Below are 19449 nucleotides of genomic sequence, written 5' to 3' on the forward strand. Positions count from 1 at the left end.
ACCCTCTCATTATTTATTTTTTAATAAAGCGGCAATCACCGACTGTTCATCATTTTTGAATAGCGCTTTTTTATCGCGTTGATATATGTCATCTCTAAAGTTAACCAGCTTATTTTCGTCAACCCATGCAGTCCAATAAACTAAATGAATAGGAAGAGGCTCATCTAAATAAAACGTCTGAGTACTATTTTGAGCAAGTGCGCTGTCCATATTATTAAGTGTTTGCACTTCTCCTTCGTGCTTAATAATTTCACGCGCTAACGAAAAAGGCTTTTCTATTCTTATACAGCCATGAGATAAAGCTCGGTTTGCTTGGCTAAAACGGTGCTTTGCTGGTGTATCGTGAACATAAATTGCTTCGGGATTGGGGAATAAATACTTAACTTCCCCTAGGGGGTTTTCTTCACCAGCACGCTTTACTAAAAAGTGATCAAATTGGTACGGCTTAATAGAATCCCAATCAATATTGCTTGGATTAACAGTTTGTGAGTCTAGGTAGCTGTTTTTTCTAATTTCAATATTATTTTTTACAAGATAGTCAGGATCCTCGGCTACCTTTGGAGCAATTTCTTTGGTGGCAATTGAGGTGGGTATACGCCATTCAGGATTAACTACAAACTTTTCTATTTCGTCGCTAAATGCAGGTGTTTCCCAACTTGGTTTACCTACAATTACGTTATTTTTTAATTTTACATCGCCAGCTTTTACAAATCGTAAGCTGTATTCAGGAATATTTACATACACATATTGCTCATCACTTGCGCCTGCAAAGTTAGTTATTCTATAAAAGTTAAGTTTTAATTTATCGAGTTTTTGCTGTGCGGGCACATTAAGCGATGCAAAAGTACGCTTACCCACTCGGCCATCAACTTTTAAACCATGGCGGCTTTGAAATTGCTTAACAGCTTGCTCTATATCTTTATCAAACGTGCATATAACTTCGTCGCACACATTAGTTTTTAAGTCACGCTCTTGGTATAAACGCTGTGCAAGTAAGCTCACTTGTTTATTATTACTGCCTAGTTCAAGCAATTCATCGTTATATAAGTGTGTAAAACCACCTTTGTTAACTATTTCTTGATACCAATTAATGGCTTTTTCTGTACGTTCAATTAACTGCGCTGAATATTGGTCAAAGTAGTAGGTGTCATCTGCTTGCACGTACTTTTGTGAGTTGTAAGTAGTTAGTGAAGAGTTAGCGAGTACCACACTTTCAAGCTCATTGGCAGCGAGTGTTGGTGCTGAGCATAAGCCGCTCATGCCAATAAACAATGCAGTTTTTAAAGTAAAACCCTTTGCTTTAGTAAGCGCTTGATTTGAAAATGACCCCTTCACTGTGTACCTCCTCGCTAAATATCGTTGATAAATGCTTATGTACTTACCACTAAGTAGTACACTGGAGGTGCAACGGTAATGCCAAATTAAAGTTTCAAAATAAACAATTGAAATTTAATGACTTTTTAAAAAATCTTATTCTAAACGTTAATAAATTAAACTAGAGAATATGTAATTACTATGCTCAAGTGTGTAAAGTTGCTATGGCAATTAATCTTTTAAAAAAGCTAAAAAACCACGTTCATAACGACTCAAGTACTTTGTTTTTCGTGGTAATGAAAGAGACTCTCTCCACGCAGTTTGAGTATCTTCATCTTCTTTACACAGCGTAATTAAATCGGGATGCACATAAGATTTGCGTGCTATAGCGGGAGTATTACCAAGTTGCTCAGATACGCTATCAAGCATGTTTTTTAAACTAAGCGCCCCTTTAGCTTTAGCTAATTGTTTGAATGCAATAACGCTTGCTCGCCAAGTTCTAAAGTGTTTTGCACTAAACTCCTCGCCCATTATTTGCTGAATGTATTGGTTTATTTCACTTGATGTAACATTTGTGCGCTCACCTTCATTTATATACTGAAATAAATGCTGCCCGGGTAAATCTTGTAAGTCTTTTATAACATGGCTAAGCACCCTGTCGGTTATATTTACTTCACGTTCTTTACCTGATTTGGCACGATATTTTAGCTGAATATTTTTGCCCGTGAGTTGTGCATGGCGTGTTCGTAATGTTGTCGCACCAAAACTTTTATTTTGCTTTACGTTACGCTCGTTACCTACCCTCAGCGCACCTAAATCCATAAGTCTTACAACTGCTGCTAAAGTGCGTTCAATATTAAGCTCATCGCCTTGTAAGTCTGTTTCTAAACGCGCTCTTAACAAAGGGAGTTTATTACCAAATACTCCACATGCTTGGTATTTTTTTGCTTCTTGTTGCGCCCTAAATTCAGGATGGTAACGGTATTGCTTTCGCCCCTTACTATCAAATCCTGTCGCTAAAATATGCCCGTTTTCTTCTGGGCAAAACCAAGCGTTTTTATAGGCAGGCGGAAATGCCAATCCATTCAAACGATCAATCACATTTTGCTCTTTTATTTGCTTACCGATTGGATCAAAGTAAAGCCAACTTTTATGTTTAAGTTTACGAGTGATCCCTGGTAAATTATCGTCTACATAAATTAGCTTCATTAACCCTCCAGTTATATTTAAGCATGCGTCGGAATATAAAATGTATCACTTTAAAATAACCTTAAACTGAACAGATTATTGATATATAATAAAAAACCAACAACAATTATAAATACTTAATATATATTAATAATTCTATTTAGGTTTTCGTAAAAGTAGGTCGAACTTACGCGCCAGCAACAAGTCTATTACGATTAAACTCGATGCACTTAGCGCTAAAAAAGCTACTTGAGATAGATTTATTATCCTAAGTTCAGATTAATTACACTTTGTCCCCTGCAATTGGGGTGCTGTTTAAATGGAGAATTCAATGGCTTTTGATTATGGATCGATTGATCTTGGACTAAAAAACCCCTTCAAACTGGAAGGTAAAGTAACAGCATTAAGAGGACTCATTGAGTCTATAGCAGGTATTAGTTTACTTGTTATTGCTGCGGGCTCTGTGAAAGAAGATACAACCGCAGGTTGGATTTTAATGGTGTTTGGCATGCTTATTTTAGCATTCGGCATTCGCTCACTATCTGCAGGTATTTATGCAACACTTAAATACTTTGTAGGTAGAAACCACCCAACTTCACTTGCTTATAACTACAGTAAATCGCAAGCACCAACCGCTCAAGAAGAACAAAAAGAAGTAGCCTACACAGCGCAATCACTTGAAGAAATGCTGGTTGGTCGTAAAAACAGTACATTTAAAGAGCCTAATGGTTTTTTATCACGCTTACTTCACAGCTTAATCCCTAAGCTATTGTTTCTACCATATCCTATTCGAAATGTTGCCCAGCGATTATTTGGCTCATGGGTAAGCACCTTTGTCGCCCTTATTGCTTATGGCCTTGTTGCATTTGTATCTTTGTCGGGCTTTACCGGTGAAGCTGGGGAATTAGCATTTCCGGTTTATAGTGCAATATTAATGTTTTACGTGCTTTTTTCTTGGCGCTCTACAGGTAAACCTATCTCTCGAAATGCAGAAAAGAATATTGAAGCACTTGGTACTGGTGCGCTTGCTAAAATTATTTCTTTATCTTTTATTTTACCCATCGCTATTGGTCTTTCTATGTCATGGTTGATGAAAGAGCAGCACATTAGTAAACAAGAAATAGATAGCTGGCTTGAGCAACTGCCTAGTCTTCATGCTGGAATATACTTAATTGCAATTATTATATTAGCAACTCTAAGCTGTGCGCTTGCTTTTATCATGATTAAAGCGCGTTTAAATTCAGTTACCCCTTCAGCTGAAGTATCTGAACTACGTGAAAACTGGCAAGAGTCTGTTCATCCAGACGAGATTTTCATAAACCTCGATAACCTAGTAATGGCTAATCGCCGTTATAAAGAAGTACCTAACAGAGTTTACAGAGAATTAGACCCTAAGCTTCAAGAACAAATAGAAGGTAAAGGCGGTTTTAAAGGTGAAATGATCCAAGAGATTCAGCCTAAACTGCACTCAATGGACTTAGGTAAAAACTTTACACTCGCGAGATTACTTGCTTTGGTGAGCGGTAACTTACTTTATATTGTAGCGTTAGCATTTACTGTACTTTTAGCGTATTCGTTTATTAATATTTACCATTACATTGATGCGGCAAATATTAATAGTTTTAAACAGGCATTTAATAACCAACATGTCATTCAATTTAGTGAGCTATTAATGACAAGCTTTCACTTATTGCTAATAGGCGTACTTATTAAAGCATTTGCGCAGTTACTTGCAAACACAGCGCATCTATTTTTTGCAGAAATGCAATTTGAGTCACTGCTTGTGTACTTTAAATGTGAAGGCACTTTTACTGAGTCTAAAATATCAACAGGTACTGGTATTCACGATAGCACCCGCTCAGAAAATACTTTAGTACGCAGTAGCATAACGCCTTGGATTATTGTTTCTCGTGTTATCTCTACTACGTTTGCTGCAACAGGTATGAAAAACCTTGAACATCCTCGCCACATTATGGAAATGCATAAAGACGAAGGACAATTACAAGCAATCAAAAAAGACGTTATTTCATTCTTAAAAGACCGCGAATCTATCGCCTCAATCACCAGTGAGCGTGATTTAGGTAATGCGTCACAAATACATCAACTAAACCAACAAACGCGCGCTATACCTACTCAGCAAGCAATAGCGAAAGATGATGAAGAAGCTGCCGGGTATTTAAGACAAGAAGAAAACTTATCTCCCGAGCCCAAGGGTTAATTAACCTCAAACCTAGATAATTTTTATTAATGCCACCTTGTTAACTTAGGTGGCATTTTTTTTAACCTCTATTCAATACTTTTTAACTTTATTACCTCTTTTGCACTCAACAACATGATTAATATTGGATTAGTTCACAAAGCCCTTGCTTTATATGCCAAAACACAAATAATGAAAGGATTAATTACAGGGTAAGAATGAGGACAATGAGCTATATACTAACCACCCAATGTGCTGATGATGTAGGCTTAATAGCTAAAATTACAGGGCTTTGCCATAAAAATAATTTAAACATTACGCGTAACAACGAATTTGTAGATAAAGACGCGCAGCGATTTTTTATGCGTACAGAGCTTACAGGTGAGCCACAAAGCGACTTTTTAGATCAATTACGCGCACTGTTGCCACAAGGCGCTAAACTTGCGCTACATTGCGGCGCAAAAACTAAAGTAGTTTTACTGGCAACTAAAGAAGCTCATTGTTTAGGTGGTATGCTGTTAAAGCAATTTGAACAAACTCTTAATATTGAAGTACTCGCTGTAATTGCTAACTATGCTGATTTAGAGCCGCTAGCTAAAGGGTTTGGTGTGCCATTTCATATTGTATCGCACGAAGGGTTAACCCGTAGCGAACATGATAAAAAGGTAGGCGATTTAATTGCCAGTTACAATCCTGACATTATTGGTCTTGCTAAATACATGCGTATTTTAAGTCCTGAATTTGTGGGTCGATTTGAAGGTAAAATAATTAATATTCATCACTCATTTTTGCCAGCATTTATAGGGGCTAAACCTTATCATCAAGCATTTGAGCGCGGTGTAAAAATTATTGGTGCTACCGCTCACTTTGTTAATAATGAGCTTGATGAAGGGCCTATTATTTTGCAAGATGTAACCAGCGTTACACATGCTAATACCGCCGAAATGATGGCTAAAATGGGCAAAGATGTTGAAAAAACAGTGTTTTGTAAAGCACTTCAACTTGCCTCAGAGCATAAGCTATTTATTAATGGTAATAAAACCGTGGTGTTTTCTTAGCATTAATCCAACTGCTTAATTATTCTACATATAAAAAATGCCAGCATTGTTGCTGGCATTTTTTTATCATAAATAAGCTAATAACTTTTTAAATGTAAATTATGCCTGCTCTATTGGTTCGAGCTTTAATTTAGCGGCAATTAAAACGGCTTGGGTACGATTGTACACACCGAGTTTTCTAAATATGGCTGTAATGTGTGCTTTTACTGTCGCTTCTGATATGTGTAGTTCATAAGCAATTTGCTTATTAAGTAAACCTTCGTGCAGATATTGCAGCACTCGGTATTGTTGAGGCGTTAATGAGGCAACTTGCGCTGCTATTTCTCTATCTTCACCTTCAATTTCAGCTACTTTGTTTTTTAGCTCTTTTGGTAGCCATGTATCGCCTTCAAGTATTTGGTTAATTGCACTGGCAATATCATCAGACGATGATGATTTAGGAATAAAACCCATAGCGCCGTAACCCATTACTTTAGAAACGATATTCACGTCTTCACTACCCGAAACAACGGCAATAGGTAAGCTTGGGTATTCTTCTCTAATACGAATAAGACCATATAAATCACCATTACCTGGCATGTGAAGGTCTAGCAGTAATATATCAAGATCCTCTTGCTCGCTTAACACTTGCAGTGTGCTGTCAAAATCGGATGATTCAAAAACCTCTAAACCCTCAAATTTTGCGCTCAGTGCGCCCTTTAGTGCTTCACGAAATAACGGATGATCGTCCGCTATTAAAAACTGACTCATGGTTCACTCCTAATAAATTCGGCTGCCAGTTAGGTTTAAAACCTTTACTGACAGCCGATATACTACGTTTAGAATCAACTTGTAATCAAGTTTTTAACGCACATTTAACGATTTAATCTGTTCTCGATTAGTTCATCGACAACTGAAGGATCGGCAAGCGTTGACGTATCACCGAGTTGTTGGTGCTCATTTGCAGCGATTTTACGTAAAATACGACGCATAATCTTGCCTGAACGTGTTTTTGGCAAACCCGGTGACCATTGAATCATATCTGGAGATGCAATTGGGCTGAGCTCTTTACGAACCCAATTACGTACCTCTTTAGTTAATTCATCGCTTACAGTTACACCTTCGTTAGGCGTAATGTAAACATAAATACCTTGGCCTTTAATATCATGGGGGTAACCTACAACAGCAGCTTCTGCTACCGCTTCATGCGCAACTAACGCACTTTCAATTTCGGCAGTACCAAGGCGGTGCCCAGACACATTAAGTACATCGTCCACACGACCTGTGATCCAGTAATAACCATCTTCATCACGACGACAACCATCGCCTGTAAAGTAAACTCCTGGGTAGGCGCTAAAATAAGTTTGTTCAAAACGTTCATGGTCGCCATAAACAGTTCGAGCTTGCGATGGCCAACTATCTAAAATAACTAAATTACCATCTACGGCACCTTCGAGTGTATTACCTTCAGCATCAAATAATGCAGGCGCAATACCAAAAAATGGATGTGTTGCAGAACCTGGTTTTGTATCAGTAGCGCCCGGAAGTGGTGTGATCATAATGCCACCGGTTTCTGTTTGCCACCATGTATCAACAATCGGGCAATTAGATTTACCAATACTCTCGTAATACCATGTCCACGCTTCTGGATTTATTGGCTCACCTACTGAACCTAAAATACGTAAACTATCGCGATGTGACGAAGCTGTAGGCTCATCACCTTTAGCCATTAGTGCTCTAATTGCTGTAGGGGCGGTATATAAAATAGTAACGCCGTGTTTATCAACTACTTCGCCCATACGCCCTGCAGTTGGATAAGTGGGGACACCTTCAAATAAAACCTGAGTACAACCGTTTACTAATGGCCCGTACGCAATGTAACTGTGGCCTGTGATCCAACCTACATCGGCACTACACCAATACACATCATCTTCTTTTAAATCAAATACGTATTCATGTGTCATTGATGAGTAAACTAAGTAGCCACCTGTAGTATGTACAACACCTTTAGGCTGACCAGTAGAACCTGATGTATACAATATAAACAAAGGATCTTCAGCATTCATTGGCTCTGGCTCACACTGTGCTGGTAAGTCAGCAACTAGCTCGTGCCACCATATATCGTGCTCATTCCAATCAACTTCACCGCCTGTTAATTGGTGCACAATAACGTGTTCAATTGTGGTTACAGTTTCTTGCGCTACCGCTTCATCTACATTTGCTTTTAATGGAACACAATTTCCTGCTCTGCGTCCCTCATCAGAAGTAATAACAACCTTAGCGCCAGAATCTCTAATACGATCAGCAATAGCCGATGGTGAAAAACCACCAAATACAACAGAATGAATAGCACCAATACGTGCACAAGCTTGCATTGCATACACCGCTTGTGGGGTCATTGGCATATAAATAGCTACGCGGTCACCTTTTTGTACACCCAGTTTTTTTAAACCATTGGCAAATTTAGCCACTTCATCATGAAGTTTTTGATAAGTAATGTTCTCACTTTGAGAAGGATCATCACCTTCCCAAATAAGCGCAATTTTGTCTGCTTTCGTTTTTAAGTGGCGGTCAATACAGTTGTAAGACGCATTTAAATAGCCATCTTCATACCATTTAATACTGATGTGGCCTTTATCAAAAGAGGTGTTTTTAACTTTAGTGTAAGGAGTAGACCAATCGAGGCGTTTGCCATGCTCACGCCAAAAACTTTCAGGGTCATCAATAGATTGCTTATAAAGCGTATTATATTTATTTTTATCAATGAGAGTCGCATCTTTAATATGCGCAGGAACTGGATAGATACTTTGTGACATCTTCGTCTCCATTTAAATTACTTGCCTTAAGCTTTTATCAAGGATTACTCAGCAGTACTTTATTAAGTATTAGACCTTAGTTGTACTCTACTCCAATTTGCTCATTTGTAGTTTATAATCCACCTGCTTTCAATTTTTTTACATAAATAATACAACGCGTTAAATGTAAGTAAATGCAAACTAATCAACTCTAAAACCTTAGTCTTATAGACCAATAGGTAATTGAGTAAATATTGCACATATTCAAAAGTGTTTGTGTACTTTAATAAAGATATTTGCGGTATTACTTGCCAAAGCTTTATTTAACGAATGAAAACAATATGTGTATTGAAAAGCCAAATTAACACCCTTTTTTATTCGTAAGTAATACTAGTAGCAAGTAATACAACCTTACATGAAAAAAAAAGCAACAAACAACAAGTAGCCTATAAAGGACACCACAATGAAACTTACCCCATTAAAAACATTAGCAGCAAGCGCTGTATTATGTGCACTATCAAGCACTGCTTATGCAGCGACTGCCGCAAAAATTGGTGATACGGAATTTACTTACGGTGGATACATTAAACTCGACTCTATGTGGAGTGATTATTCAGCGGGTGCGCCTGCAGGCTCAAACGTAGGTCGTGACTTTTACGTACCAAGTACGTTAACAGTTGGCGATGATAACAGCTCAGATGCTGTATTTGATATGCATGCTCGTGAGTCACGTTTTAACTTTGGCACAGCCACTGTTATGGATAACGGTAAAACCGTTAATACTAAAATTGAAATTGACTTTTTGGCCTCGGCTGCTGGCGGTAATGAGCGAGTTTCAAATTCTTACGCCCCGCGTATTCGCCATGCGTTTGTGACTTACGATGGTTGGTTATTTGGTCAAACATGGTCTAACTTCCAAAACGTGGGGGCGCTTGCTGAAACGCTTGATTTTGTAGGCCCTGCTGAGGGCACTGTGTTTGTGCGTCAATCGCAAATTAAATACACCACTGGCGCATGGTCGTTTTCATTAGAAAACCCAGAAAGTACAATTTCTACTACTAGCGGTATGGTAGTAACTGATGATGCATCATTGCCTGACTTTACAGCTCGTTACACACACAAAGCCGATTGGGGTAACATTGTGGTTGCAGCGCTTGCTCGCCAACTTACTTATAAAGTAGGCAGTGTTGATGCAGATGAAACTTCTTTTGGTATTAGTGCATCAGGTAAAATAAACCTTGGTGAAGACAACCTTAAATTTATGCTTACTCAAGGTAAAGGCTTAGGCCGTTACGTAGGCTTAAACGTTGCTCACGGTGCAGTACTTAATGGCGATGAACTAGATGCAATTGATTCGACTTCTGGTTTTGTTGCTTACCAGCACAAGTGGACAAGCCAATGGCGTTCAACGTTCTTATATTCATTCTTCAGTGCTGATAACAACACTGATTTATTAGCTATTTCTGGTGATCCGACTGAATCAAGCCAAAGCTATAGCGCTAACATTCTATACTCACCGGTTAAACGTCTAACTTTTGGTGCTGAGCTAAAGCATGCTGAGCGTGAAACTGAAAGCGGCGTTGATGGCGATTTAGACCGCTTACAGTTTTCTGTTAAATACTCTTTTTAATAACTAGAAAGCTAACTACTTTAAAAAGCGGCCTAGGCCGCTTTTTTTATAAGCGAGATTGAGTTCTATATAATTCATCAATTCGTACCTAAAATCTTTATATGTGGCGCTAAAATACAAAAAAATAGAATTATTATTGATAAAAACACTAAACACAATTGCAAATCGATATCATTTAGATTAAGTTACGCACTTCTTTTGAACTAACTGGAAAAACTTATGTCGTCCCCTCAAGTTTTGCGTTTATCTAAACTAAGCTTTGCTACTTCTTTAATTTTATCTGGTTATGCACTTGCTGATGAGGCAAATGTAAAATCTGAACCTCTCGAAAAAATTGCGGTATATGGTCAGCATCATAAAAACTACATTACTGAAGAAGCGCAATCGGCTACCAAACTAGGTTTAACAATTAAAGAAACACCACAATCAATCTCGGTAGTTTCACGCGCACTAATGGACGACTTTTCACTAGACGACATAAACTCAGTACTTGAAAGCACGCCAGGCGTAACAGTAGAGCAAATAGAAACAGATCGTACTTACTTTAAGGCCCGTGGTTTTGAAATTACGAACTTTCAAGTTGATGGCTTAGGGATCCCACAAAGCTCAGGCTCTATTCAAGGCAGTCTTGATACATCAATTTATGACCGTGTAGAGATAGTTCGCGGTGCTAATGGTTTAATGACTGGCGCTGGTAATCCTTCTGCAACTGTAAACATGGTTTTAAAAAAGCCAACTTATACAACACAGGCAAATGCATCAGCATCTTATGGCTCATGGAATAAAAAACGTTTAGATTTAGATGTATCTACGCCAATAAATGAAGACCACGCTGTACGCGCTGTATTTACAAAGCAAAAAGCTGACTCATATTTAGATCGCTACGAAACAGATAAAACCATTGTTTACTTAGCCTACGAAGGCAAATTAACAGACAACACATTATTAAGCGTTAACTATGTTAACCAACAAAAAGACGCAGATAGCCCGCTGTGGGGTGCACTACCTCTTTATTATACAGACGGAACAGCAACCGATTACGACGAATCAACCAGCACTGCTGCTGACTGGTCTTACTGGGATAACAGTGCTGAGCAAGTATATGTAACACTTGAACAAAACTTATCGGCAACATGGGTAGCTAGAGCACGTTATGCTCACATCGAAAACGAACAAGACTCAGAGTTGTTCTACGTATACGGCACCCCTGATAAAGATACTGAACTTGGTTTAACAGGTTATGCTAGCCGTTATGATTACGAAGATAAGCATGACTTATTTGATTTATATGCCAGTGGTAAGTTTGATTTATTTGGCCAAGAGCACGACCTATCATTTGGTGTTAGCCATGCTAAAATGGATTACAACGAGCAGTCTCTTTACGATTACACTACAGGCAATGGTTTTCCAGCTATGCCATCACTTAAAACGTGGGATGGTGTAGTACCAGAGGCAACACTTGCTGATGGCTTAGATGGTAGTGATATTACTAACGAGCAAAAATCAGCTTACATATCTACTCGCATTAAATTAAGTGAGCCTTTAAGTGTGCTCGCTGGTGTGCGTTATACCGATTGGAAAACAAAAGGGAGTGCTTACGGTGTTGAACAAACAAGAAGCGACTCTGAAGTTATTCCTTATATTGGCACGGTGTACGACTTTAACGAGTCTCTATCAGCTTATGCAAGCTACACAGAAACATTTGTACCGCAAAAAGAGCTTGATATTAATGCCAACCAATTAGCTCCCGTAATAGGTAAAAGTAGTGAAGTTGGTATAAAAGCACAGTTACTTGATGACCAAATTTTCGTAACTTTTGCTTACTTCGATGCAAAGCAGGAAGGGCTTGCCATAGCTTTACCCGACTCCCTACCTAGTGATACGCGTTATTATGCAGCAGATGGTATTAACAGCAACGGCTTTGAAGTTGAACTAAGTGGTCGAATAACCGATGATTTAAGCGCAAGTGTAAGTTTTAGTAACCTAAATATTGATGGTGATGATTTAGTTAAAGATTACACACCTGAAAACCAACTTAAAGTGGCCGCAACCTACCAAGTACCTTTAGTTGATGGTTTATCATTTGGTGCAAACTATCGCTGGCAGGATTCAACTAGCCGAGTTCAAGTCGAAGATGCAAATGGTATTGCAAGCGTCACTACTCACCAAGATGCATACGGGTTACTTGATTTAATGGCCACTTACGAAATTACAGATAACGTAGGAGTCACTTTCAATGTAAATAACACCACCGGTGAAAAATATTTGCACAGCCTGTACTGGGCACAAGGTTACTACGGTGCACCTCGTAACTACGCCCTATCTGTAAACTGGCAATTATAAATATATTTGATTAATTAAAGACTCTAGATTTTTTTAATTCAATAGAAAAAAACGACACATTTTTAATGTGTCGTTTTTATTTTATCTAACCTGATGTAAGTTTTTAATAACAAAAAAGCGCTAATCATTACTGATTAGCGCTTTTCAAAGCTCGGGTCAAATCAAGCTTAAAAACTCATTTGGGTGCAGTTTAAAGGTCTGGATCGTCGCCTAACTTATCTTCACCGTCTTCAGGTTCAATAGTTGCTTTTAGTAAAAGCATTTCGCGTAACTTACCTTCAATCTCATCTGCAATTTCTGGGTTTTCTTTCAAAAACTTAATTGAGTTAGATTTACCTTGGCCAACCTTGTTGCCACTGTAACTGTACCAAGCACCTGCTTTTTCAACAATTTTATGCTTAACACCTAAATCAATTAACTCGCCTTGCTTAGAAATACCTTCGCCATACATGATGATAAATTCAGCTTGTTTAAATGGCGGCGCTACTTTGTTTTTAACAATTTTAACGCGGGTTTCGTTACCAACAACTTCATCACCTTCTTTCACAGAACCAATACGACGAATATCAATACGTACCGATGCGTAAAACTTAAGTGCATTACCACCCGTTGTTGTTTCTGGGTTACCAAACATAACACCAATTTTCATACGGATTTGGTTAATGAAAATACATAACGTGTTAGAACGTTTAATATTACCAGTAAGCTTACGTAATGCCTGTGACATTAAACGTGCTTGTAAGCCCATGTGCGAGTCGCCCATGTCGCCTTCAATCTCAGCTTTTGGTGTAAGTGCAGCAACCGAGTCAATAATAACGACGTCTACTGCGCTTGAACGTACTAACATGTCACAAATTTCTAGTGCTTGCTCACCTGTATCAGGTTGAGATACAAAAAGATCATCAATATTTACACCTAGTTTTTGTGCATATACAGGATCAAGAGCATGCTCAGCATCAATGAAAGCACATGTTTTACCTTCTTTTTGAGCTTCTGCGATAACTTGTAAAGTAAGCGTTGTTTTACCAGATGACTCAGGACCATACACTTCAACAATACGTCCCATAGGTAAGCCACCTATGCCTAAGGCAATATCAATACCTAGTGAACCTGTAGATACAGATTCAATGTTTAACGCTTTGTTGTCACCCAATTTCATAATTGAGCCTTTACCAAATTGACGTTCAATTTGTGATAGTGCTGCGTCTAACGCTTTTTGTTTGTTATCGTTCATTTTGTTCTCCAATCCAGCTAATGCGAACAAGTATACTGTATGAAATCACAGTATCAAGCTAATTTTTTCATTTTATCTCATCTATTACACTTTTTAATGCAAATACAATAGCTTGCAGTCTTACTTGAGCCCTATCACCAGTAAATATTTGTTTAAAGGTCAGTACTTTGTCATCAATTTGTATGCCAAACCATACAAGTCCAACAGGTTTACCTTCTGTCGCCCCGCCAGGCCCTGCAATGCCCGATACAGCTATAGATATATTAGCGTTTGTTGCTTTAATAGCACCTACTGCCATTTCATGGACTGTTTGCTCGCTCACAGCACCGTATTGATTTAATGTACTAGCACTAACATTGAGCAAATCTTGCTTTGCTTGGTTACTATAAGTGACAAATGCACGGTCGATATAAGCTGAACTTCCAGGTGTATCGGTAAGCGCATAACTCACTCCGCCACCAGTACATGACTCAGCAGTAGTGATCCATAAGCATTTATCCGTTAAAATAGCGCCTAATTGCGCAGCAAGTGTTTTAATCTCTTGATGTAATTCCATATTCAGCCTTTGGGTAAATACATGTCGTTTGATCTTTATGCACCACACACTATAAAACAACAAACCCCTATGATGCAGCAGTATCTAAAAATAAAATCAGAGCATCGCGATATTTTATTGTTTTATCGTATGGGCGATTTTTACGAACTTTTTTTTGATGACGCTAAACGCGCCGCTCAATTACTCGATATTTCGCAAACTCATCGTGGTAAAGCTGGCGGCGATCCCATTCCTATGGCTGGCGTACCCTACCATGCGGTAGAAAACTACTTAGCACGTCTAGTCCAAATGGGTGAGTCAGTCGCTATCTGCGAACAAGTGGGAGACCCTGCAACCAGTAAAGGCCCTGTTGATCGTAAAGTAGTGCGTATAGTTACACCCGGTACAATTTCTGATGAAGCGCTTTTACAAGAACGACAAGACAATCTCCTTACCAGCGTTTGGCAAAGTAAAAAAGGCTTATACGGGATTGCTTATTTAGACATTAACTCTGGTCGTTTTAATATTGTCGAGGTAAATACCGACGAAGCCTTTAGCTCAACTATTCAGCGCCTATCACCAGCCGAACTTCTGTATAGCGAAAGCTTTGAAAACGTTCATTTAATTGAACATATAAAAGGCGCTCGCCGTCGCCCAGAGTGGGAATTCGACTTAGATACGGCTCAGCATTTATTATGCGATCAGTTTGGTACTAAAGATTTAGTTGGCTTTGGTGTTGATAAAGCCCATAGCGCGCTTGTTGCTGCAGGTTGCCTAATGCAATACGTAAAAGATACACAACGTATTGCACTGCCGCATATTCGTGCAATTACGCTTGAGCACAACGAACACGCTGTTATTTTAGATGCCGCTACCCGTAAAAATTTAGAATTAACTGTTAATTTATCAGGCGGGTTTGAAAATACACTTGCTCAAATACTTGATAAAACAGCCACACCTATGGGTTCTCGCTTACTTAAGCGCCGTATTCATACACCAATTCGTAATAAAGACGAGCTAAATTCACGTTTAAATGCCATTAGCGCTATTTTAGATGCGCAGCTTTGCGGTGAATTACACGAATCATTAAAAGAGATTGGTGATGTAGAGCGTGTTATTGCACGCCTAGCTTTATGTACTGCACGCCCGCGTGATTTAACTCGCCTGCGCAGTGCGCTACAAGCACTTGCACCACTGCATACTTTGTTAGCTGACGCTAACGATCCTCGTATAGCAGGTATCATCAAGCACTCGCCTGAACTCCCTGATTTACAAGCGTTATTAGAACGAGCTGTGATAGAAAACCCACCGGTACTTATTCGTGACGGTGGTGTTATTGCTCCAGGTTACAATAGTGAACTTGATGAGTGGCGTAACTTAAGCAAAGGTGCCACTGATGTCCTTGAGCAATTAGAACTGCGAGAGCGCGAACGTACGGGCATTAGTACGCTTAAAATTGGTTATAACCGCGTACATGGCTTTTTTATTGAAGTAAGTAGAGCTAATGCGCACTTAGTGCCAGCCGACTACATTCGTCGCCAAACGCTTAAAAATAACGAACGCTACATTATTCCAGAGCTTAAAGAGCACGAGGATAAAGTACTCGGTAGCCAATCAAAAGCTCTCGCGCTTGAAAAACAACTATACGAGGAGCTGTTTAGATTTATTGCTCCACATATTGAGCAGTTGCAAATGATGGCAGCAGCATTGGCCGATTTAGACGTTTTAAACAATTTAGCTGAGCGTGCATTCGCACTCAATTATGCAAAACCAGAATTGTGCGATAACGACAATATAAGCATTAAGCAAGGTCGTCACCCTGTTGTTGAACAAGTAATGAAAGAACCGTTTATTGCTAACCCTGTTGAATTAAACAGCCAACGTAAAATGCTAATTATTACCGGTCCAAACATGGGCGGTAAATCAACCTATATGCGCCAAACGGCACTTATTGTTTTAATGGCTCACATTGGCAGTTATGTACCCGCTGACAGCGCTAAAATTGGTAATATTGACCGCATATTTACACGTATTGGTGCAAGCGATGATTTAGCATCAGGGCGTTCAACCTTCATGGTAGAAATGACCGAAACAGCGACTATTTTAAATAATGCCACGGCGCAGTCTTTAGTGTTAATGGATGAGATTGGTCGCGGTACAAGTACTTACGATGGACTCTCTCTTGCGTATGCAACAGCCGATCATTTAGCATCAAAAATATCTGCTAAAACATTGTTTGCTACGCACTACTTTGAATTAACAGAACTTGCTGAGCAAACTACGGGCCTTGTAAACGTGCACCTTGATGCAATAGAGCATAACGACACTATTGCGTTTATGCATACAGTTCTCGACGGTGCAGCAAGCAAAAGCTTTGGTTTACAAGTAGCAGCTCTTGCAGGTGTGCCAAAAGCTGTGATTGCACAAGCAAAGCAAAAACTTAAGTTGCTTGAAAATCATCAAAGCGTTACTGCACCAAATACAGAGCAACAAGCCTTTACTTTTAATAACGAAATTGCACAAAGTACACCTTCTGAAGTTGAAGAGCAGTTAAGCGCAATCGACCCTGATAATTTATCGCCACGCCAAGCGCACGATTTGTTATATAAACTAAAAGCATTGCTGTAATTTATATCACCTAATTTACAAGCATAAAAAAAGCCGAAGAATAAACTCTTCGGCTTTTTAACACACATAGTCTCTTAAACTATTTAACTAGTTACGAAAACTGATTAAACAAGCTATCTGTACTTAAACCTTCTTGTTGCAAAATGTCTTTTAGACGACGTAATGCCTCTACCTGAATTTGTCTTACTCGCTCACGTGTTAAGCCTATTTCACGACCTACATCTTCAAGTGTAGATGGCTCATAGCCAAGCAGTCCAAATCGACGTGCTAACACTTCACGTTGTTTAGGGTTTAATTCACCTAACCAATCAACAATATGTTTATTAATATCATTATTTTGTACTTCGCCTTCAGGACCAGCACTTTTTTCATCAGGGATGATATCAAGTAGTACACTGTCGTTTTCGCCACCAATAGGCATGTCTACTGATGCAATTCTTTCGTTTAAACGTAGCATTTTAGTAACGTCTTCAACGGGTCTATCTAGGCAAGCTGCAATTTCGTCAGCTGTTGGCTCATGGTCAAGCTTTTGAGTTAACTCACGCGCTGTACGTAAATAAACATTAAGCTCTTTAACTACATGAATAGGTAAGCGAATGGTACGCGTTTGGTTCATAATGGCACGTTCAATTGTTTGACGTATCCACCATGTAGCGTAAGTAGAGAATCTAAATCCACGCTCAGGGTCAAATTTTTCAACTGCGCGAATTAAGCCTAAGTTACCCTCTTCAATTAAATCAAGTAGAGCAAGGCCGCGATTATTGTAACGACGTGCTATTTTAACAACCAAACGTAAGTTACTTTCAATCATACGTTTACGTGAGGCTTCACACCCTCGAAGTGATTTGCGAGAAAAAAACACTTCTTCTTCAGCACTAAGCAAAGGAGAAAAACCAATTTCGCCTAAATAAAGTTGAGTTGCGTCAAGATTTTTAGTTACTTCTTCTTTAGCAAAGATTTCATCGTCGTCTACTTTATCTAGTAGAGCTGTGCTTTCATCAACATCGATGTCATCGAACTTTTCGTCAGTCGTAGTATGTTTGTCAAGTTTTGCTGCGCTAGCCATAAGCCTTCTCCCGAGCAATTATCAATACCTAAAAATTAGGGTAGGTATTTAGCAGGATTGACAGCTTGCCCTCGGTAGCGAATTTCAAAGCGAAGCGCGGTGACCGGAGATTCTGAATTACCAATTTCTGCTATTTTTTGTCCTGCCTTAACTTTCTGCTTTTCTTTAACAAGTAATTTCGAGTTATGTGCATAAGCACTTAGGTAATCATCATTATGTTTCAATATGATTAAACTACCATAACCTCGAAGGGCGTTACCCGCGTATACCACTGTTCCTTGTGCCGCAGCTAAGACTGAAGCCCCTTTGCGATTAGTAATCTGTAAACCTTTATAACCGTTTTCCTTATTAGAAAAGCGTTTGGTAATTTTGCCCTGTGCAGGCCAAAACCACTTAACTTTACTGCTCGACAAACGTTTAGTATTACTAATTTTGTTACTGGCTTGTTTCTGAACATACTCTCGTTGTTTTGGGGGATCAAGCTCTTTCTTTAAAATTTTGTTATTTTTTTGTAATTTTTTTATAGACTTTTTACTCGAATTCGTATAATTTCCATCCCTTTTTGTTTTTTCGGGCTTAGGGAGTAAGGAGATGTTTTGCCCAGGGAAAATTGTGTAAGGTGATGGAATTGAATTGTTTTTTGCAAGTAATCTAAAGTCTTGCCCAGCACTAAAGGCAATAGAGTAGAGCGTATCTCCTTTTTGTACTTTATAGCTAGCCCCATTGATGTTAACAGTATGACCTAAATCATTAACATTATTATTTAAGCTACTAACAGGTGCAGGAACATGGCGAGAAGAGCAACCAAAGAGAAAAATACTAATAAATATAGTTACATACAGTAAACACTGTTTATTCATTGTATTTTTCCCCTAAATTAGAAAATTGATATTTTTAACGCTTAACGCAATAAAAAGTAAGCTAGCGCAATTAATACCACTAATCCCCAACCAAGTATTTCAATATACTGACGTAATTTTCGCTCCATTTGAGCTCCGCCCCACTTCATTAAGGCTGAAACTAAAAAGAATCGCGCACCGCGCCCAATGGCTGATGCTATTAAAAATGGCAAAAATGCCATTTGTAAAACGCCTGCGCCAATCGTAAATACTTTATATGGTATAGGCGAAAAACCGGCTAAAAACACAACCCAAACACCGTAATCCTTAAACCAGTTTAGTGCTATATCAAACTTTTCTTGCCAGTGCATTTGTGCAATCAATGGCTCTACAACGGGTTCAAATAGCCAAAAACCAAGTAAGTAACCAACCACTCCACCAATAACCGATGCTATTGTGGCAAAGCTTGCAAATCGCCATGCTTTGTTTGGTTGCGCAAGCGACATAGGTGCAAGCATTACATCGGGTGGTATCGGGAAAAAAACTGATTCTGCAAAGCTCATAGCAGCTAAGTAACGTTCCGCATGACGGTGTTTTGCCCACACTAGGGCCATATCGTATAACTTGGTAAACAACTTCAAAA

Annotated in this window: 14 protein-coding genes; 5 read left to right on the top strand and 9 right to left on the bottom strand. The window is 38.9% G+C overall.

What is annotated here, in order from left to right; all coding sequences use genetic code 11:
* Positions 1-9: 9 nt before the first annotated feature.
* Together H5089_RS11850 and H5089_RS11855 are read right to left on the bottom strand one after the other, a co-directional pair.
* On the bottom strand, positions 10-1335 hold the full coding sequence (locus H5089_RS11850; RefSeq protein WP_182712260.1) for a murein L,D-transpeptidase: 1326 nt from the start codon (positions 1333-1335) through the stop codon (positions 10-12).
* Positions 1336-1545: 210 nt separating this feature from the next.
* Positions 1546-2523: a DNA topoisomerase IB gene (locus H5089_RS11855; RefSeq protein ID WP_182712261.1), complete on the bottom strand. Its 978-nt coding sequence runs from the start codon at positions 2521-2523 to the stop codon at positions 1546-1548.
* A gap of 310 nt (positions 2524-2833) precedes the next feature.
* Between H5089_RS11855 and H5089_RS11860 the strand changes: the two genes are divergently transcribed.
* Together H5089_RS11860 and purU are read left to right on the top strand one after the other, a co-directional pair.
* Positions 2834-4720: a hypothetical protein gene (locus H5089_RS11860; RefSeq protein ID WP_182712262.1), complete on the top strand. Its 1887-nt coding sequence runs from the start codon at positions 2834-2836 to the stop codon at positions 4718-4720.
* A gap of 206 nt (positions 4721-4926) precedes the next feature.
* Positions 4927-5757 carry a formyltetrahydrofolate deformylase gene (gene purU / locus H5089_RS11865; RefSeq protein ID WP_182712263.1) on the top strand — a complete coding sequence of 277 codons (831 nt, stop codon included), beginning with the start codon at positions 4927-4929 and terminating at the stop codon, positions 5755-5757.
* Positions 5758-5856: 99 nt separating this feature from the next.
* On the opposite strand, the gene H5089_RS11870 is transcribed toward purU, so the two are convergent.
* Complete coding sequence (locus tag H5089_RS11870; protein WP_002958948.1) at positions 5857-6507, bottom strand: response regulator transcription factor; 651 nt, start codon at positions 6505-6507, stop codon at positions 5857-5859.
* Positions 6508-6611: 104 nt separating this feature from the next.
* Entirely contained in the window at positions 6612-8552 is a 1941-nt protein-coding gene (gene acs / locus H5089_RS11875; protein ID WP_024597311.1) for an acetate--CoA ligase, read from the bottom strand.
* A 442-nt stretch (positions 8553-8994) separates the two neighbouring features.
* Between acs and H5089_RS11880 the strand changes: the two genes are divergently transcribed.
* Together H5089_RS11880 and H5089_RS11885 are read left to right on the top strand one after the other, a co-directional pair.
* The gene (locus H5089_RS11880; protein WP_024597312.1) at positions 8995-10161 is read left to right on the top strand and encodes a DcaP family trimeric outer membrane transporter; all 1167 of its coding nucleotides are present in this window, start codon (positions 8995-8997) and stop codon (positions 10159-10161) included.
* Between the two features lie 219 nt (positions 10162-10380).
* Positions 10381-12504: a TonB-dependent siderophore receptor gene (locus tag H5089_RS11885; protein WP_182712264.1), complete on the top strand. Its 2124-nt coding sequence runs from the start codon at positions 10381-10383 to the stop codon at positions 12502-12504.
* Positions 12505-12694: 190 nt separating this feature from the next.
* Here H5089_RS11885 and recA read toward each other — a convergent pair whose 3' ends face one another.
* Both recA and H5089_RS11895 read right to left on the bottom strand, forming a co-directional pair.
* The gene (gene recA, locus H5089_RS11890) at positions 12695-13738 is read right to left on the bottom strand and encodes a recombinase RecA (RefSeq protein ID WP_002958952.1); all 1044 of its coding nucleotides are present in this window, start codon (positions 13736-13738) and stop codon (positions 12695-12697) included.
* Positions 13739-13805: 67 nt separating this feature from the next.
* Positions 13806-14294, bottom strand: coding sequence for a CinA family protein (locus tag H5089_RS11895; RefSeq protein WP_024597314.1), 489 nt, complete (start codon positions 14292-14294; stop codon positions 13806-13808).
* Between the two features lie 21 nt (positions 14295-14315).
* On the opposite strand from H5089_RS11895, the gene mutS reads away from it, so the two are divergent.
* Entirely contained in the window at positions 14316-16901 is a 2586-nt protein-coding gene (gene mutS, locus H5089_RS11900; protein WP_182712265.1) for a DNA mismatch repair protein MutS, read from the top strand.
* A gap of 91 nt (positions 16902-16992) precedes the next feature.
* Here mutS and rpoS read toward each other — a convergent pair whose 3' ends face one another.
* Genes rpoS through H5089_RS11915 form a run of 3 tightly spaced genes read right to left on the bottom strand, consistent with a single transcriptional unit; the run spans position 16993 to position 19447 of the window.
* The gene (gene rpoS, locus H5089_RS11905; RefSeq protein ID WP_002958955.1) at positions 16993-17967 is read right to left on the bottom strand and encodes an RNA polymerase sigma factor RpoS; all 975 of its coding nucleotides are present in this window, start codon (positions 17965-17967) and stop codon (positions 16993-16995) included.
* 35 nt (positions 17968-18002) lie between these two features.
* Positions 18003-18827: a peptidoglycan DD-metalloendopeptidase family protein gene (locus tag H5089_RS11910; RefSeq protein WP_182712266.1), complete on the bottom strand. Its 825-nt coding sequence runs from the start codon at positions 18825-18827 to the stop codon at positions 18003-18005.
* 41 nt (positions 18828-18868) lie between these two features.
* Entirely contained in the window at positions 18869-19447 is a 579-nt protein-coding gene (locus H5089_RS11915) for a YqaA family protein (protein ID WP_002958957.1), read from the bottom strand.
* Positions 19448-19449 lie beyond the last annotated feature (2 nt).

This window comes from Pseudoalteromonas sp. SR45-1 (assembly GCF_014163655.1).
Taxonomy (GTDB): domain Bacteria; phylum Pseudomonadota; class Gammaproteobacteria; order Enterobacterales; family Alteromonadaceae; genus Pseudoalteromonas; species Pseudoalteromonas distincta.

What these genes read in the sequence shown, in the direction of transcription:
- H5089_RS11855 (WP_182712261.1), bottom strand. Translation starts at nt 2,523, where the DNA reads ATGAAGCTAATTTATGTAGACGATAATTTACCAGGGATCACTCGTAAA.
- H5089_RS11860 (WP_182712262.1), top strand. Translation starts at nt 2,834, where the DNA reads ATGGCTTTTGATTATGGATCGATTGATCTTGGACTAAAAAACCCCTTC.
- purU (WP_182712263.1), top strand. Translation starts at nt 4,927, where the DNA reads ATGAGCTATATACTAACCACCCAATGTGCTGATGATGTAGGCTTAATA.
- H5089_RS11870 (WP_002958948.1), bottom strand. Translation starts at nt 6,507, where the DNA reads ATGAGTCAGTTTTTAATAGCGGACGATCATCCGTTATTTCGTGAAGCA.
- acs (WP_024597311.1), bottom strand. Translation starts at nt 8,552, where the DNA reads ATGTCACAAAGTATCTATCCAGTTCCTGCGCATATTAAAGATGCGACT.
- H5089_RS11880 (WP_024597312.1), top strand. Translation starts at nt 8,995, where the DNA reads ATGAAACTTACCCCATTAAAAACATTAGCAGCAAGCGCTGTATTATGT.
- H5089_RS11885 (WP_182712264.1), top strand. Translation starts at nt 10,381, where the DNA reads ATGTCGTCCCCTCAAGTTTTGCGTTTATCTAAACTAAGCTTTGCTACT.
- recA (WP_002958952.1), bottom strand. Translation starts at nt 13,738, where the DNA reads ATGAACGATAACAAACAAAAAGCGTTAGACGCAGCACTATCACAAATT.
- H5089_RS11895 (WP_024597314.1), bottom strand. Translation starts at nt 14,294, where the DNA reads ATGGAATTACATCAAGAGATTAAAACACTTGCTGCGCAATTAGGCGCT.
- mutS (WP_182712265.1), top strand. Translation starts at nt 14,316, where the DNA reads ATGTCGTTTGATCTTTATGCACCACACACTATAAAACAACAAACCCCT.
- rpoS (WP_002958955.1), bottom strand. Translation starts at nt 17,967, where the DNA reads ATGGCTAGCGCAGCAAAACTTGACAAACATACTACGACTGACGAAAAG.
- H5089_RS11910 (WP_182712266.1), bottom strand. Translation starts at nt 18,827, where the DNA reads ATGAATAAACAGTGTTTACTGTATGTAACTATATTTATTAGTATTTTT.